Origin of the sequence: Mesobacillus subterraneus (genome assembly GCF_003937825.1) — a bacterium.
GTDB lineage: Bacteria > Bacillota > Bacilli > Bacillales > Cytobacillaceae > Mesobacillus > Mesobacillus subterraneus.
Window position 1 is genome coordinate 16410 of the sequence record NZ_RSFW01000018.1, and the last position, 14432, is coordinate 30841.

Genomic DNA, 14432 nt, shown 5'->3' on the forward strand with positions numbered 1-14432 from the left:
GAATTCCTCCCCGCCTATTTTATTGTCCTAAAAATGACTTTTTAAAGAATTCAAGCTGGTATTCCAGTGTAAGAGGGTCATTGAAGTAAAATTCCTTCGCATTTGCTTCAAAAACCTGGTTGTTCTTTACAGCAGGGATGTTCTTGTATGTTTCTGTCTGTTGGAATGATGTATCTCCTTCTGCGTTTTTACTGAAGATGACATAGTCACCGGCATATTCAGACAGAACTTCGGGAGAAATCGCATAGTAGCCTTGCTCAAGCGCCATTTGTTTAACTTTTTCAGGCATGTTCAGCTTCATTTCCTGGTAAAGGATTTCTGTTCCACGTGCCCAATTGTCTCCAAATACATAAAGCTCTTTGTCGAAGTTTTCAATGACGGACACCGTAGCATCTTCGCCAATCTTCGCTTTGATTTCTTCACCGGCTGCTTTGGAATCTGCTTTGAAGCTGTCGATCCACTCCTGCGCTTCTTTTTCCTTATTCAAAAGCTTGCCGATTTCAAGGTGTTGATTCAGGTAATCCAGCTTACCGTAAGTAAACGTCACTGTCGGCGCGATTTCCTTTAGTTTATCCACATTTTTAATGGTTGAAAGTCCAATGATCAAATCTGGATCCAATTCGATGATTTTTTCAAGGTTTTCATCTGTTACTTCTTCTACGTCCTTCAACTTTTCGAAACGCGGGTTCATTTTAGACCAGGAGTCCACTCCTACAATATTCACATCAAGCGCCATGACATTTCCCGCAAAACTGGAAAGGACAATGACTCTCTCAGGATTTGCCGGCACTTCTACATCACCATTTTCAGATTGATAGGTAATCGTTTCGGATTTATTTGCTTCCTTCTTCTCACTTGATTTCTCCGTTGTTTCTCCTCCACAAGCGCTAAGCAAGAGCACTAGCATAAGCAGGAATGGCATGATTAATTTCTTCATCTTCTTGTTCTCCTTTGATTAGGTTGTATGTGATACAAATCGGTTTTATTGTACGCGGATCCATGCCAATTTCAGCATCGATCTGAAAAACTTTTCTCAATACTTCTTTGTTTATTACTTCTTCGCTTGTTCCTGTTTTTACGATATTCCCAGCCTTCAAAGCTACAAGGTGATCGGCGAACCTTGCTGCATGATTTAAATCATGCAATACCATGACAATCGTCCGTTTTTGCTCCCTGTTCAGCTTTTGCAGCAATTCAAGGATCTCCAGTTGATGTGCCATATCCAGATAGGTCGTTGGTTCATCAAGGAAGATCATTTCTGTTTCCTGGGCGAGAGCGAGGGCAATCCAGACGCGCTGCCTTTGACCCCCGGACAATGCATCCACAGGGTCATATTTGAAAGCTGCCGTTCCTGTCACCTCAAGGGCCCAGTCAATGACCTCCAAGTCTTTTTTCGTCAGTCTTCCAAAACCCTTTTGATATGGAAAGCGTCCATATGAGACAAGTTCCCCAACAGTAAGACCCGCAGCACTTTCAGGAGTTTGAGGGAGAATTGCCATTTTTTTCGCCAGGCTCTTTGTATCTTCTTTCGTAATGCTTACGCCATCAAGGACGATGGATCCAGATTGATGCGTAATAATCCGTGACATTGATTTTAACAATGTCGATTTCCCACAGCCATTGGGCCCAATGATAATTGTGATTTGCTGATCGGGAATTTCAAGAGTTAAATCGTTTACAATCGTTCTTTCTCCATATCCCACTTTTAACTGTTCAGTATAAAGGCGAACCATTATCAGTCCTCCGTTTTCAAATTTTAATTGATAATGATTATCAGTGTCGTTTATAATAACACTATAAAACTATTTCTTATGTGAGTCAATGAACTTTTTGTGACAATAATAAGCTATTTATTTATAAGGGGTGCTTTTGCATGACCGAACATGAGATTTTTGACCTGACAATCATTGGCGGAGGACCAGCTGGGCTGTATTCCGCATTTTACGGTGGACTGCGTGAAATGAAAACGAAAATAATAGAGGCACAACCCGAACTGGGCGGGAAAATCCATGTCTATCCTGAAAAAGTAATTTGGGACATCGGGGGACTTGGTCCCATCACAGGAGCCAGGCTCATTGAGCAACTTAAGGACCAGGCCATGACATTCAACCCAGAAGTCGTGTTGAATGAAAAAATCTCTTCGATCAGTTTTAGTGATGGTTTATTCATATTGAAAGCAGCGTCCGGAGCCGTCCATTATTCGAAGACTGTTATTGTGGCGATAGGGAGCGGAATCTTAAAGCCTCAGAAACTAAAGCTTGAAGGTGCTGAACGCTATGAAGTGTCCAACCTGCATTATATGGTGAATTCCATCAAGTATTTTAAAGACAGAACCGTTGCCATCTCCGGAGGGGGAAATTCTGCGATTGATTGGGCAAATCTGCTCGAACCGGTAGCAAAGAAAGTGTATCTGGTGCACAGGAGAGATTGCTTTTCCGGTCATGAATCGCAAGTAACCCAAATGATGAACAGCACAGTTGAATGTATCTTTAATTCTTCCATTACCAGATTAATAGCCGATGAGTCTCATACTTCCATTGCTTCTGTAGAGCTGACGAATCAAAGGAATGGCGAAAAATTCACACTGCCTGTGGATGAGGTTTTGGTCAATCATGGTTTTGACCAGGATGCTTCATTGCTTGAAAATAGCGAACTGGACGTCCAACTCATTGATCAATTTTACATTGATGGAACCCCAACCAGTGAAACATCTGTGCCTGGACTTTTTGCTGCAGGAGACATCCTGAAGCATGAAGGGAAAGTGAATCTGATTGCCGGCACCTTTCAGGATGCGGCTAATGCGGTAAACAAGGCCAAGCAGTTCATCGAACCTTCAGCGGAGAGGGCTGCGATGGTTTCATCCCATAATAAAGTGTTTAACGAGAGAAATAAGGAATTGATAGAGCAATTGGTTAAATAGAAGACCATACTAAAAGGCAGCCGTCGATGGCTGCCTTCTTTTATACATGGCTGATATTTATACTGTACTTTCTTCAGGTTCCATAAATGGCGGAAGCGGGTCGCGAAAGCCGGACCAATTCAAAGACATCTCCTCATCCGTTAACAGACATTGGTCAAGGGTGGCTGCTACCTCTTCCCTATCCATTTCAACACCGATCATGACCAGCTCTGTCATCCGGTCGCCGAATTCACTGTCCCATTTCAAGCGTAATTCCGGGTCTTCATTCAGGATCTGGTTTATTTCACTTTCTGGATAGGCTGCTACCCACTGTCCTGCTGCCTGGAGCATGATGGATGGTCCTGCTTGAGACAAAAGGCCAGCTGTATCATTTCGTGTGGCCAGCCAGAAGAAACCTTTAGCCCTTACCACATCCTCAGGCCATTTCTCAAGCCACTTCATCCATCTCTCAGGATGAAATGGCCGTTTTCTCCGATAAACAAATGAAGAAATGCCGTATTCCTCTGTTTCCGGGATATGTTCTTCGTTCAGTTCTTTGATCCAGCCTGCACCCTGGCTTGCTTCTTCAAAGTCAAAGAGCCCGGTGTCCAAAACTTCACTTAAGTTAACCTGAGAATGGTTTGAATCGATAATCCTTGCTCCAGGATTCAGCTTTTGGATGACCGCTTTTAGTTCATGCAGTACTGCCTCTGAAACAAGATCTTTTTTGTTTAAAATAATGACATTGGCGAACTCGATCTGGTCAATCAACAAATCGACGACCTCTCGAGTGTCATGCTCATCAGCGCCCTGCTTTCTGTCCAGCAAGCTTTCTCCAGACGAGAAATCATGCCAGAATCGGTTTGCATCTACAACCGTAACCATTGTATCGAGAGTACACCATTCGGCCAGATTGATTCCCAGCTCTTCATCAACATATGTAAATGTCTGTGCGACAGGAATGGGTTCTGATATACCTGAAGATTCAATAACAATATAATCAATGTCACCAGCCTTCACCAGGCGTTCAACCTCAATGATCAAATCTTCCCTCAGCGTGCAGCAAATGCACCCGTTCTGGAGTTCAACCAGCTTCTCTTCTGTTTGTGAAAATCCGCTTTGTTTGACTAATGCTGCGTCAATGTTTAACTCGCTCATATCATTGACAATGACAGCTATTTTTTTATCCTCTCGGTTGTTCAGTATATGGTTTAACAATGTGGTTTTTCCGGAACCAAGATATCCGCTTAGCACAGTTACAGGAATTTTACGGGTCATTTTTAACGCCTCTTGTTTAATTTACTCTAGAAACAACAACCTATAGGGAAACGCAGAGGTGCCAGGAAAACTTTCTGACACCTCAATTTAAATCGAAATGATTACGATTTAAAAATCAAAAAAAAGTACTTTACTTCGTCTCACGATGAAGGGTATACCTCTTTAGCCGAGGAGAATATTTCTTTAACTCGATCCGGTCAGGGTTGTTCCGCTTATTTTTAGTGGTTATATAATTTCTGTCTCCAGTTTCTGTACAAGCTAATGTGATTTTTACTCTCATTAAAAGTAACCTCCATATATTATTATAAAACGCTTCGGACAATTCTTTCTGCTGCCTGGCGCGCACCCGAAATATTCCGGGCAATCGGCCCAATCTCAAGCTCTGCCAATGGTCCCATCACGTATAAATTCTTGCACCATTCAAGGGATTCGCTCACGATTGGATAGCCGCATTCAGCACAAGGAAGAGCATGCCTTTGAATCGCCGTCTCCAGCCATTCTCCACCAGGTCTGGATGGTTTGAATCCTGTTGCAAAAACAACTGATCGGACCTTCACTTCCTGCTGATCCGTGGAGAGGACGATTTTCGGGCCTTCGCTCCTCCGAGCATTAATGATCTCCCCGTCCGTCACCTTAATCAGTTGATTCTTTTCAAGTACTTTGAGTCTATAAAACAGCTCTTTAGGCAATGACCCTCGGTTCCTGGCCTGTTTGATCATTTCTCTTCGTTCGGTATAGTCTTTGATCATGGCGTAGGTCGTTTGCTTTTTTGGCCCCAGCCAGCCTGGGTCACTGTCAAAATCATACACCCTGAACGGATGCCTTTTAAACAAATGAACCTGTCCTGGATAGAGAGCTGAAAGCTTGATGACGAGATGTGCGGCTGTGATCCCTCCGCCTATTACAGCTACAGGAGCCTGGAGTCTGGATAAATCAACATTTCTGTCAAATATATGGAAGGTTTGCTTCCCATCATCTCCGATGGAGTCAGCCCAATCGGGAATATTCAGTTGTTCGTTTACACTGAGCGCTAGTACGATGTTTTTTGACCTTACTACCTCGCCGCTTACCGTACTGACGCTCCAGCTTCCTGCATCCCGGTTTATCCAGTTCACAGATCCCTGGTGCCAGCATTCCATTAACCTTAAATCACGGAACAGTTCAAGACTATGTTCATTAAAAATAGGTAATGAAGGTCTTTTATACACTCCATAGAAATCTGTTCTCTTTTTATGCTGCTTTCCTGCAAATTTAATCAGACTAAATGGATCCACATCCAGATGATGTACAAATGGGGATCGGAGGAACTGCATCCCTATCCGTTCGGTGTTTTTCATCCATGTGAATAGAGGGGAATCATGCGGATCGATAATACGAAGCCCCTCCGGCAGCACCTTTTTATTTTTCAATAAGAATGCTGAAACTGTACACCCGTGAATCCCTCCTCCGATTACAACCCAATCATACATCATAAATTCCTCCTGATACCCAAAATAAACCGTAACCATTACGATTTATAAATTAAAAAAAAACAAGAATGCACCTCGTTGAGGGAAAAGTAAAAGTAGAGGGTGTCACCTTTCTTGTCCTTCGTGTCTTCAACCTGATCGGTAAAATCAATCCAGGTTATATTCCTTAATTTCTGTTCCATTTGACTGTTAATTATGTTCTCAATCTCATGCATGGTCATGACCAGCTGGCCAAACGTAAGATTAAATTGTTTTGCAGCCTTCCTGTGTGGTGAATGTTTTACAAGCAGAGCCAAAAATTCATCCGCTGTTTCTGCTTCCTGAGCCAGCTCATCTTCTAGCTCAACAATATATTCATATATTTCTTTTTGAGCCAATGGAAGAGACTTTACGATCTCCCTTGAGAGGATTTCCATCAAATGCGAATTCATATGAAAGCTCCTATTTACTTTTGAAATTATACCTCTTCATGAAACGCTCGGTCCTGCCTCCGCGATCAGCAAATTTCTGGACTCCAGTATAAAAGGGATGTGTATCCGAGCTGATTTCCACTTTGATTAAAGGGTACATTACCCTGTCTTCCCACTCAATGGTCTCGTTTGACGTTTTTGTAGACCCTGTCAAAAACTTAAAACCACTGTTGGTATCCATAAATACCACTTTATGATAATCCGGATGAATATTTTCCTTCATTCCATTCCACCTCCGAGTCTATTACCAGCTGGATTTTTTCACGCCTGGAATTTGGCCCTTGTGTGCATATTCCCTAAAAGCAATTCGTGACATCTTAAACTTACGGAGATAGCCTCTTGGCCGTCCTGTTACCTCACATCGGTTTTTCAGGCGAGTCGAAGATGAGTCCCTCGGCAACTTCCTTAGTGCTTCGTAGTCTCCCTTTTCCTTTAACTCTCTCCTGAGTTCTGCATACCGCATGACAAGTTCCTGGCGTTTGCGCTCCTTTGCAACCTTTGACTTCTTCGCCACTGAATTTCACTCCTCTCTTGTAAATCGTAATCATTACGTTTTAAAAACGAGATAAAGTTATTAAAACACATTTCTTACGTTCCTGCAACACCCATGTTCATCGGCAAGGCCTGTCGACAATGAAATCGCAGTGTCTGGTCCGTAATAGGCCCATTTTATTAAACATTAAGAAGAGCTTCTCACCAGAAATGTCTATTCTTCTGATCTATTTTTATTAATCGAAAAAAGACGAAGCAGTTGGACGGACAATAATCTATAAAAATACCACATTACTGTCCGTCCTATTCAGCTTAAAAGAGAATCAAAGCTCATCAAACCCATTTGCATCTGAGGTTTTCGTGTATTGCCTTGATTTTTGTTCAAAGAAATCGGTTTTTCCAAGGTCGACTTCCTGATAGGCGATAATCCATCGCAATGGATTGGTCCGGTAGCCTTCGAATGGCGAATCAAAGCCTAATTGTTCCGCTCTTTTATTGGCCATGAATTTTATATAAGCCTCGACGTCATCAAGCAGCAGCACGTCTATTTGATTGCCGATGATTTGGTCAGCCCATTCGATTTCCAGCTGGGCGGCTTTTTTAAAGGTAGAAGTGCCGAAATCACGCAGCGACTGGGTATCATATTCCCTGTTTTCTTGTAAAATCTCCTTGAATATTTTTTCAAATAAACCGACGTGAAGCTGTTCGTCCCGGTTTATATAGTTGATCATCGTGCTGGTGCCGACCATTTTTTGATTGCGGGCGAGGTTATAGAAGAACGCAAATCCTGAGTAAAAGAACAATCCTTCAAGAACCACATCATAAACAATCGAGTGCAGCAGGTTTTCGATTGTCGGATTCTCGGCAAATCCTTTGTAGCCGTTTGTTATGAAGTCATTCCTTTTCCGCAAGGTCGGTTCCGTCCTCCAATAATCGAATACCTCCTCCTGCTTCGCCTTTGGTACAATGCTGGACAGGACATAACTGTACGAGTGATTATGGACCACTTCCTGCTGGGCAAGGATGATCATCAGTGCATTCAGGCTTGAATCGGTCAAATAGTCTGCTACCCTTCCGGCATAGTCGGTTTGGATGCTGTCAAGTAAGGCCAACAAGCCAATGATTTTCAAAAACGCATCCTTCTCTTGCTCAGTAAGCATCGGAAACTGTTTGATATCCTTGGACATGTTGATTTCGAACGGAGTCCAAAAGTTCCCCAGCATCCTTTTATACTTTGGGTACGCCCAAGGAAACCGGACATCGTCCCAATTCAATATGTTCGAGCTTTCTCCGTTTATGATCCCTGTAGAGGCATTTGGCGCCGTGACATCAACAAGTGACCTTTTTGTTAAATGACTCATTTCCTCCATCCTCCCTTAGCTATGGCAGCTTTCGCATTCTTCAAGCTCCTGGCCTGAAGTTGACCGAATATAATACGTCGTCTTCAATCCTGATTTCCATGCATCAAAATGCAATTCGAGAAGCGACTTTGCCTTAATATTATTTTTTACATAGAAATTAAACGAGATGGACTGGTCAATATGTTTTTGGCGTCTCGCATTCTGTTTAATGCTCCAATGCTGTTCAATGTTATAGGCTGTCTTGTAGTACCACGTTGTGTCTGGTGACAGGTCTGGCGCAGTGACTGGAATGCGGTAATCCTTCTTCTCCTCGGAATACTCGAGCCTGAAAATGGGATCGATGCTTGCCGTTGAACCGGCAAGGATGGAGGTAGAAGAGTTCGGTGCAACGGCCATTAAATATCCATTTCGAATGCCATCCTGTTTGACTTCTTCTCTTAATGACACCCATTTTTCAGAAACATAAGCCCTTTTGCGGAAGTATTCCCCGGTCGCCCAATCGGATTCTTGAAAGTATGGATACGCCCCTTTTTCCCTGGCCAGATGCTGGCTTGCTTTGATGGTCAAATAGGCGATTTCCTCGTATAAGGAGTCACAATATTCCACCGCCTCCTCACTTTCCCACTTGATCCCTTTCAATGCTAAAAGGTGATGCCAGCCAAAGGTGCCAAGCCCAATTCCGCGGTAGTTCTGGTTCGTTATTTGAGCCTGCAAAACCGGAATTTGGTTCAAATCGATCACATTATCCAGCATCCGGACTTGAATATTGACCACTCTTTCCAGGACATCATCCATCATCGTTTTCGCCAGGGAAATGGAGGATAAATTGCAGACGACAAAATCGCCTGGTTTCTTGCTGATGATGATTTTCCCATCGGCGACTGTCTCTTCTTCAAGTACTGTCGGACTCATGTTCTGGGTAATCTCTGTGCAAAGATTGCTGCAGTAAATCATGCCTTTATGGTGATTGGCATTAAAGCGATTCACGGTATCACGGTAAAACATGTAGGGAGTACCTGTCTCGAGCTGAGAAACCATGATCGATTTAAAGATTTCAATTGCGGGCACAACTTCACGGGATAAATTAGGGTGATTTACACAGGCCCAATATTTTTCCCGGAAGGAACCTGAGCCTTCTTGTTCATCAAAATGATCCTCAAGGGAAAATCCCATCACCTTCCTGACCTCATGAGGATCAAACAGATACCAGTTTTCCCGCTTCTCCACTTGCTCCATGAATACATCAGGGATACAGACGCCTGTAAAAAGATCATGCGTCCTCTGTCTTTCATCCCCATTGTTGAGCTTAGCATCAAGGAACGCGAAAATATCTTTGTGCCAGACATCAAGATAAACAGCAATCGCTCCCTGTCTCTGGCCTAGCTGGTCAACCGAAACCGCTGTATTATTCAGCTGCTTCATCCATGGAATCACCCCGGAACTGATGCCCTTGAACCCTTTTATATCACTGCCGCGGCTTCTGATTTTACCAAGATAGACACCGATTCCTCCCCCATTTTTGCTTAAGGTCGAGATGTCGGTATTCGAGTCATAAATGCTTCTCAGATCATCGTCTACTGTATCGATGAAGCAGCTTGACAGCTGGCCGTAGCTTTTTCCTGCATTGGATAAAGTCGGTGTGGCGACGGTCATGTACAGATTGGAAAGCGCCCAATAGGCTTCTCTTATAAAATCCATCCGTTTTTCCTTTGGTTCATTCGCCATAAGGGTCATCGCGATGATCATAAAACGCTCCTGCGGCAATTCAGCAAAGTCCCCTTCCTGTGTCTTCGCCAAATACCTTTCTGCCATCGTCAACAATCCGATGTATGTAAAAAGTTCGTCCTTTTCGGGTTCAATTATTTTTTCGAGGAAGTCGATTTCTTCCCTGGAATAAACTTCGAGCAGCACGCTATCATAAATGCCTTTTTGAACTAGAGACGCAATCAGCTGATAGAACCCTCCATATCCAGGAGATTTTCGAAATTCTGCGCTGAGCCTGTACAATCTCTGCAGATAAAACCGGGCTGCGGCAAATGTCCATTCTGGCTCATGCCGGCCGATTCTCTCAACGGCCATTAGGATCAGCATATTTTCCAGCTGATCGGTCGACATCGGCTTTACTTGCAGCGTTTTATCCACCTGTTCCTTGAAACTCTTAAAATTCAAATCAGGGAATTTCATTTCAATTTCATCTATCAGACTATTTTTTGCTTGAATGCTCAAGGTAGGTCCCTCCGTTCGATTTTTTCCTCATTTCCAACCGCCGCTGCCTTCTTTCTTCAGCTGTTGATAATAAAAAGCGTTCTTCCTCGGTTTCAGGTTTCACCCCTGCTACAGGGACAGGCTTGCCAGTTTCATCCTTGGCGACCATCGTCAGAATGGACGTGGTGGTAAGTGTTTTTCTGTTCAATTGCAGGTTTTCACTCTCCACCTTTACAAACACCTCCATGGACGTCCTACCTGTTGAGACGACAACTGCTTCAAGCGTCAAGATATCCCCCACTTCCGCAGACGACAGGAAATTCACAGAGTCAATCGATGCCGTCACGACTGCCCTCCTGCTGTGCTTCATTGCAGAAATAGCCGCAATTTCATCAATATAGGACAAAACCGTCCCTCCAAAAATCGTTCCCAAATGGTTCGTGTCCGGCGGAAGGACAAGGCGTGTTTGGATAGTTCTTGATACATGAGAGGATAATTCGTTCATTTCTCAGGCTCCTTTTTATAAAATAGTTCCTGGAAAATGAGAAAAACCCATCACAAAGGATGGGTTTCAGTTACGTTGATGTATTAATAGACATAGAAAGCCTACCAAATAATCCCCGCAATACCTTCCCAATTCCCGAAGAAGATAACACGAATAAATATGGCAGGTCTCCTGACTTGTGCTTCACCCTACTCTGAGGCCTTCCCATCTATTTATCAGACAGTGGTCTTTCCTCATTTCGTCAGCACTTACAGTTGCGGGAACAGTTCTGGACTTTCACCAGATTCCCTATTAAGTCTTCAATTAGACACCATACTTACTGGTAATTCAATATATAGTTGTTTTCTTTTCGATAAACACAATATATCGTGTTATATTACTAGATATTAAATGATAGTTTCGGGAAATTCAACCATTTTGTCTAAAAGATTTTTTGAACATCTTTGTTTACTCCTCCCCCACTTTTGACCTACACACCCATCAAATTACCCGTTTTTCGATTTACGAAAATTTTTTTCAAAAAATGATTGACACATTCTCTCTGCCGCAGTAAAGTAGAAAACAAGATTTAAAACCAAATATTCGTTACCTTCTTATCCAGAGAGGTTGAGGGACTGGCCCTATGACACCTCGGCAGCGGAACCCAATGGGTGACTGTGCCAAATCCAGCAGGCAAGAGCTTGACAGATAAGAAGAGGCCAAACTTTTCATTTTATGTCCTCTTCTTTCTGAAGGGGACTTTTATTTTGGCAAAAAATCCCAGATACAACTTAATACTGTATTTTCTTATCAAGAGAGGCAGAGGGACTGGCCCTATGAAGCCTCGGCAGCGGATCCATTTGGAGACTGTGCCAATTCCAGCAAGCATTGCTTGACAGATAAGAAGAGAACCATGTTATTTCATGTCCTCTTCTTTCTGAAGGGGATTTTTATTTTCCAAAATCCTCACTCAATTCATACTCATATTTTCTTATCAAGAGAGGCAGAGGGACTGGCCCTATGAAGCCTCGGCAGCGGACTCCTTTTGGAGGACTGTGCCAAATCCAGCAAGCAATAGCTTGGGAGATAAGAAGAGAAGTTAGCCCTGTATTTATTCAGGCTTGCCCTCTTCCTGTTTCCGGGAAGAGGGCTTTTTTCTACCCAATTACGTAAGGAGGCAGACAGATGATTACTTTTGAACAAGTAAAAAAGGTCTACGAAAGTGGCGGACAAAAGGTAGCCGCACTCAATGGCATAGATCTGAACATTAACGAAGGAGAGATTTTCGGGGTGATTGGTTTTAGCGGAGCAGGAAAAAGCTCGCTGATCCGCTGCGTGAACCTGCTGGAACGGCCGACTTCAGGAAAGGTCATTGTCGATGGCCACGATCTGACTTCCCTTTCTGTAAAAGAAGTACGGGAGATCAAGAGGAACATCGGGATGGTTTTCCAGCATTTCAATCTTTTAAATTCAAAAACGGTTTTTGAGAATGTAGCAATGCCGCTGATCCTTGCCAAAACTCCTAAGGAGCAAATAAAAGAGCGAGTCCATCAGCTGCTTGAATTTGTCGGCCTGGCTGACAAAGCAAACAATTACCCGGACCAGCTTTCCGGCGGACAAAAGCAGCGGATTGGCATCGCGCGTGCCCTTGCAACCCAGCCAAAAATCCTGCTCTGTGACGAAGCAACATCTGCACTCGATCCGCAGACAACGAGTTCCATTCTTCAGCTGCTGAAGAAAATTAACAAAGAATACAACATCACGATTTTGATCATTACCCATGAAATGTCCGTCATCCGTGAAATTTGCGACCGGGTCGCCGTTATCGAAGAAGGACGGATTATTGAGGAAGGCTCGGTTTTCAATGTCTTTTCAGCACCAAAAACAAAAACCGCAAGGAACTTTGTCAGCTCCATCATGAACGACAGTATTCCAGATTCGGTGCGGAAGATCATCGAGGAGCATTCAGGGCTTCAAAAGGTATTCCGGATTAACTTTGTTGGCCACTCCGCAGGCCAGCCGCTTTTATCCCAGCTGGCAAAGAAGTTCGATGTGGATGTCAATGTCCTTTTCGGTAACATCACAGAGCTCCAGGGAATCCCATTTGGAAACCTGATCGTCGAGTTCCAGGGAAGTGACAAAGAAATTCTGCGCGCCCTTAATTTTATCAACCAGCAAAAAGTAAGCATAAAGGAAGTGAAAGCACATGCTAGTTAATTCAGATCAAATCATCCAGGCCTTAATTGAAACATTGCAAATGGTCGCCTTTTCCCTGCTGTTTTCAGCAGTGCTGGGTGTGCCTCTGGGAATTGCGCTTGTCGTGACCCGGAAAGGCCATTTGCTAGAGAACGCTCCGTTCTTCAATGTCCTGAATGGCATCATCAACGTGTTCCGTTCGGTTCCGTTCATCATCCTGCTGGTAGCGATCATTCCGATTACGAGATTTCTTGTCGGAACATCGATTGGCACTGCGGCGGCAGTTGTTCCGCTTGTCTTTTATGCAGGGCCGTATATTGCAAGATTGGTAGAGAACTCACTTCTTGAAGTCGACCCGGGTGTGATTGAAGCAGCTGAGGCAATGGGCGCAACTCCATGGCAGATTGTTTTTAAATTCATTCTCCCTGAAGCCATGAGTTCCCTGATCCTCGCCTTCACGATTGCGACAGTCGGCTTGATTGGTGCTTCGGCTATGGCAGGTGCGATTGGCGGCGGCGGACTTGGAGATTTGGCCATTACATATGGCTATCAGCGATTTGATACTACAACGATGCTGATTACAGTAGGAATTTTGATTGTGATGGTCCAGGGCCTGCAATCACTCGGAAATATCACAGCTAAAAAAATCAGAAGAAGATAACCAAGGAGGAAAACAAAAATGAAAAAACTACTATTAACTCTGATCGTACTTACTCTGGCAGCATTCAGCACAGCATGCTCAAGCTCTTCATCATCGGCAAAAGGCGGAGAAACCGTAAAAGTGAAACTGGGCGTAAGCGGAACCGATCACCGCGTTTGGAATTTTGTAGCGAAGAAAGCGGAAAAAGAAGGGATTGAAGTGGAAATCGTCACTTTCTCAGACTATGTGCAGCCAAACCTTGCCCTTGCTGAAGGTGAATTGGATGCGAACTCCTTCCAGACTGTTTCTTATTTTGACGCTTTCATCAAAGAACACAAGCTTGATCTTGTCCCAATCGCTACTACGGTGATTGCGCCAATGGGCATTTATTCAGATAAATACAAAGATGTGAAAGACATTCCTGAAGGCGGGAAAATTGCCCTTGCCAACGAAGCGACGAACATGGGGAGAGGTCTTCTGTTGCTGCAGGAAGCTGGCTTGATTGAGCTTGAAGAAGGCTTTGATGGAATCGGCTCCCTGGACAAAATCACTAAGAACCCTAAGAACCTTGAGTTTGTTACGATTGTTGCCGGACAGACGCCAAGGGTATTGCCTGACGTGGCTGCTTCGTTGATCAACAACGGAATCGCTGTTGACGCAGGTCTTACGCCAAAAGACGATGCTATTTTCCTTGAAAGTGCAACGGCCACTCCATACATCAACATCATTGCTGTAAAAGCAGAAGACAAAGACAACAAGACTTTGAAGCGTTTAGCTGAGCTTTACCAGGAAGATGACACTAAAGAGTTCATCGAGAAGGAGTATAAGGGCAATTCAATTCCTACATTCGTCCCGCTTAGTGAGATTGGCTGGTAAACCAACCATAACGTAGCAGATTGCTGTAACAGAGCGGAGGCGGCTCCGCCCTTCCCGCTCCA

At 43.8% G+C, this 14432-nt stretch carries 15 protein-coding genes and 4 riboswitches; of the genes, 4 read left to right on the forward strand and 11 right to left on the reverse strand.

What is annotated here, in order from left to right:
• Positions 1-19: 19 nt before the first annotated feature.
• Together EJA10_RS16070 and EJA10_RS16075 are read right to left on the reverse strand one after the other, a co-directional pair.
• Entirely contained in the window at positions 20-937 is a 918-nt protein-coding gene (locus EJA10_RS16070) for an iron-hydroxamate ABC transporter substrate-binding protein (RefSeq protein ID WP_125481047.1), read from the reverse strand.
• The gene (locus EJA10_RS16075; protein WP_125481048.1) at positions 888-1733 is read right to left on the reverse strand and encodes an ABC transporter ATP-binding protein; all 846 of its coding nucleotides are present in this window, start codon (positions 1731-1733) and stop codon (positions 888-890) included. Before EJA10_RS16075 ends, EJA10_RS16070 begins: the two co-directional genes overlap by 50 nt.
• A 140-nt stretch (positions 1734-1873) precedes the next feature.
• On the opposite strand from EJA10_RS16075, the gene EJA10_RS16080 reads away from it, so the two are divergent.
• A complete protein-coding gene (locus EJA10_RS16080; RefSeq protein WP_125481049.1) occupies positions 1874-2920 on the forward strand; it encodes an NAD(P)/FAD-dependent oxidoreductase in 1047 nt (348 codons plus the stop codon).
• A gap of 57 nt (positions 2921-2977) precedes the next feature.
• Here EJA10_RS16080 and EJA10_RS16085 read toward each other — a convergent pair whose 3' ends face one another.
• The 9 genes from EJA10_RS16085 to EJA10_RS16125 form a co-directional block, all read right to left on the reverse strand.
• Positions 2978-4177 (reverse strand): GTP-binding protein, encoded by a 1200-nt coding sequence (locus EJA10_RS16085; RefSeq protein ID WP_125481050.1) that lies wholly within the window; start codon positions 4175-4177, stop codon positions 2978-2980.
• A gap of 130 nt (positions 4178-4307) precedes the next feature.
• Complete coding sequence (gene rpmG, locus EJA10_RS16090; protein WP_102228530.1) at positions 4308-4457, reverse strand: 50S ribosomal protein L33; 150 nt, start codon at positions 4455-4457, stop codon at positions 4308-4310.
• Between the two features lie 22 nt (positions 4458-4479).
• A complete protein-coding gene (locus EJA10_RS16095) occupies positions 4480-5649 on the reverse strand; it encodes an FAD/NAD(P)-binding protein (protein ID WP_125481051.1) in 1170 nt (389 codons plus the stop codon).
• 35 nt (positions 5650-5684) lie between these two features.
• On the reverse strand, positions 5685-6077 hold the full coding sequence (locus EJA10_RS16100) for a hypothetical protein (RefSeq protein ID WP_125481052.1): 393 nt from the start codon (positions 6075-6077) through the stop codon (positions 5685-5687).
• A gap of 10 nt (positions 6078-6087) precedes the next feature.
• A complete protein-coding gene (locus EJA10_RS16105; protein ID WP_125481053.1) occupies positions 6088-6339 on the reverse strand; it encodes a type B 50S ribosomal protein L31 in 252 nt (83 codons plus the stop codon).
• A gap of 21 nt (positions 6340-6360) precedes the next feature.
• Positions 6361-6630: a 30S ribosomal protein S14 gene (gene rpsN / locus EJA10_RS16110; RefSeq protein ID WP_125481054.1), complete on the reverse strand. Its 270-nt coding sequence runs from the start codon at positions 6628-6630 to the stop codon at positions 6361-6363.
• 301 nt (positions 6631-6931) lie between these two features.
• On the reverse strand, positions 6932-7969 hold the full coding sequence (locus tag EJA10_RS16115) for a ribonucleotide-diphosphate reductase subunit beta (RefSeq protein WP_125481055.1): 1038 nt from the start codon (positions 7967-7969) through the stop codon (positions 6932-6934).
• 15 nt (positions 7970-7984) lie between these two features.
• On the reverse strand, positions 7985-10153 hold the full coding sequence (locus EJA10_RS16120; protein ID WP_125481090.1) for a ribonucleoside-diphosphate reductase subunit alpha: 2169 nt from the start codon (positions 10151-10153) through the stop codon (positions 7985-7987).
• A 19-nt stretch (positions 10154-10172) separates the two neighbouring features.
• Positions 10173-10679, reverse strand: a complete 507-nt coding sequence (locus EJA10_RS16125; protein WP_125481056.1) for an acyl-CoA thioesterase — start codon at positions 10677-10679, stop codon at positions 10173-10175.
• A 144-nt stretch (positions 10680-10823) separates the two neighbouring features.
• Positions 10824-11009: riboswitch (cobalamin riboswitch) on the reverse strand.
• 260 nt (positions 11010-11269) lie between these two features.
• Positions 11270-11373: riboswitch (SAM riboswitch) on the forward strand.
• A gap of 89 nt (positions 11374-11462) precedes the next feature.
• A riboswitch (SAM riboswitch) is annotated at positions 11463-11564 on the forward strand.
• A gap of 82 nt (positions 11565-11646) precedes the next feature.
• A riboswitch (SAM riboswitch) is annotated at positions 11647-11751 on the forward strand.
• Positions 11752-11843: 92 nt separating this feature from the next.
• Between EJA10_RS16125 and EJA10_RS16130 the strand changes: the two genes are divergently transcribed.
• The 3 genes from EJA10_RS16130 to EJA10_RS16140 are packed head-to-tail and all read left to right on the forward strand — an operon-like array spanning position 11844 to position 14370.
• The gene (locus EJA10_RS16130) at positions 11844-12875 is read left to right on the forward strand and encodes a methionine ABC transporter ATP-binding protein (protein ID WP_125481057.1); all 1032 of its coding nucleotides are present in this window, start codon (positions 11844-11846) and stop codon (positions 12873-12875) included.
• Positions 12865-13515, forward strand: a complete 651-nt coding sequence (locus tag EJA10_RS16135; RefSeq protein WP_125481058.1) for a methionine ABC transporter permease — start codon at positions 12865-12867, stop codon at positions 13513-13515. The genes EJA10_RS16130 and EJA10_RS16135 overlap by 11 nt, the downstream gene beginning before the upstream one ends.
• Before the next feature lie 18 nt (positions 13516-13533).
• Positions 13534-14370: a MetQ/NlpA family ABC transporter substrate-binding protein gene (locus tag EJA10_RS16140; RefSeq protein ID WP_125481059.1), complete on the forward strand. Its 837-nt coding sequence runs from the start codon at positions 13534-13536 to the stop codon at positions 14368-14370.
• Positions 14371-14432 lie beyond the last annotated feature (62 nt).

Excerpts from the sequence above, each read along its gene's own strand:
- EJA10_RS16070 (WP_125481047.1), bottom strand. The coding sequence starts at position 937 with ATGAAGAAATTAATCATGCCATTCCTGCTTATGCTAGTGCTCTTGCTT.
- EJA10_RS16075 (WP_125481048.1), bottom strand. The coding sequence starts at position 1,733 with ATGGTTCGCCTTTATACTGAACAGTTAAAAGTGGGATATGGAGAAAGA.
- EJA10_RS16080 (WP_125481049.1), top strand. The coding sequence starts at position 1,874 with ATGACCGAACATGAGATTTTTGACCTGACAATCATTGGCGGAGGACCA.
- EJA10_RS16085 (WP_125481050.1), bottom strand. The coding sequence starts at position 4,177 with ATGACCCGTAAAATTCCTGTAACTGTGCTAAGCGGATATCTTGGTTCC.
- rpmG (WP_102228530.1), bottom strand. The coding sequence starts at position 4,457 with ATGAGAGTAAAAATCACATTAGCTTGTACAGAAACTGGAGACAGAAAT.
- EJA10_RS16095 (WP_125481051.1), bottom strand. The coding sequence starts at position 5,649 with ATGATGTATGATTGGGTTGTAATCGGAGGAGGGATTCACGGGTGTACA.
- EJA10_RS16100 (WP_125481052.1), bottom strand. The coding sequence starts at position 6,077 with ATGAATTCGCATTTGATGGAAATCCTCTCAAGGGAGATCGTAAAGTCT.
- EJA10_RS16105 (WP_125481053.1), bottom strand. The coding sequence starts at position 6,339 with ATGAAGGAAAATATTCATCCGGATTATCATAAAGTGGTATTTATGGAT.
- EJA10_RS16115 (WP_125481055.1), bottom strand. The coding sequence starts at position 7,969 with ATGAGTCATTTAACAAAAAGGTCACTTGTTGATGTCACGGCGCCAAAT.
- EJA10_RS16120 (WP_125481090.1), bottom strand. The coding sequence starts at position 10,153 with ATGAAATTCCCTGATTTGAATTTTAAGAGTTTCAAGGAACAGGTGGAT.
- EJA10_RS16125 (WP_125481056.1), bottom strand. The coding sequence starts at position 10,679 with ATGAACGAATTATCCTCTCATGTATCAAGAACTATCCAAACACGCCTT.
- EJA10_RS16130 (WP_125481057.1), top strand. The coding sequence starts at position 11,844 with ATGATTACTTTTGAACAAGTAAAAAAGGTCTACGAAAGTGGCGGACAA.
- EJA10_RS16135 (WP_125481058.1), top strand. The coding sequence starts at position 12,865 with ATGCTAGTTAATTCAGATCAAATCATCCAGGCCTTAATTGAAACATTG.
- EJA10_RS16140 (WP_125481059.1), top strand. The coding sequence starts at position 13,534 with ATGAAAAAACTACTATTAACTCTGATCGTACTTACTCTGGCAGCATTC.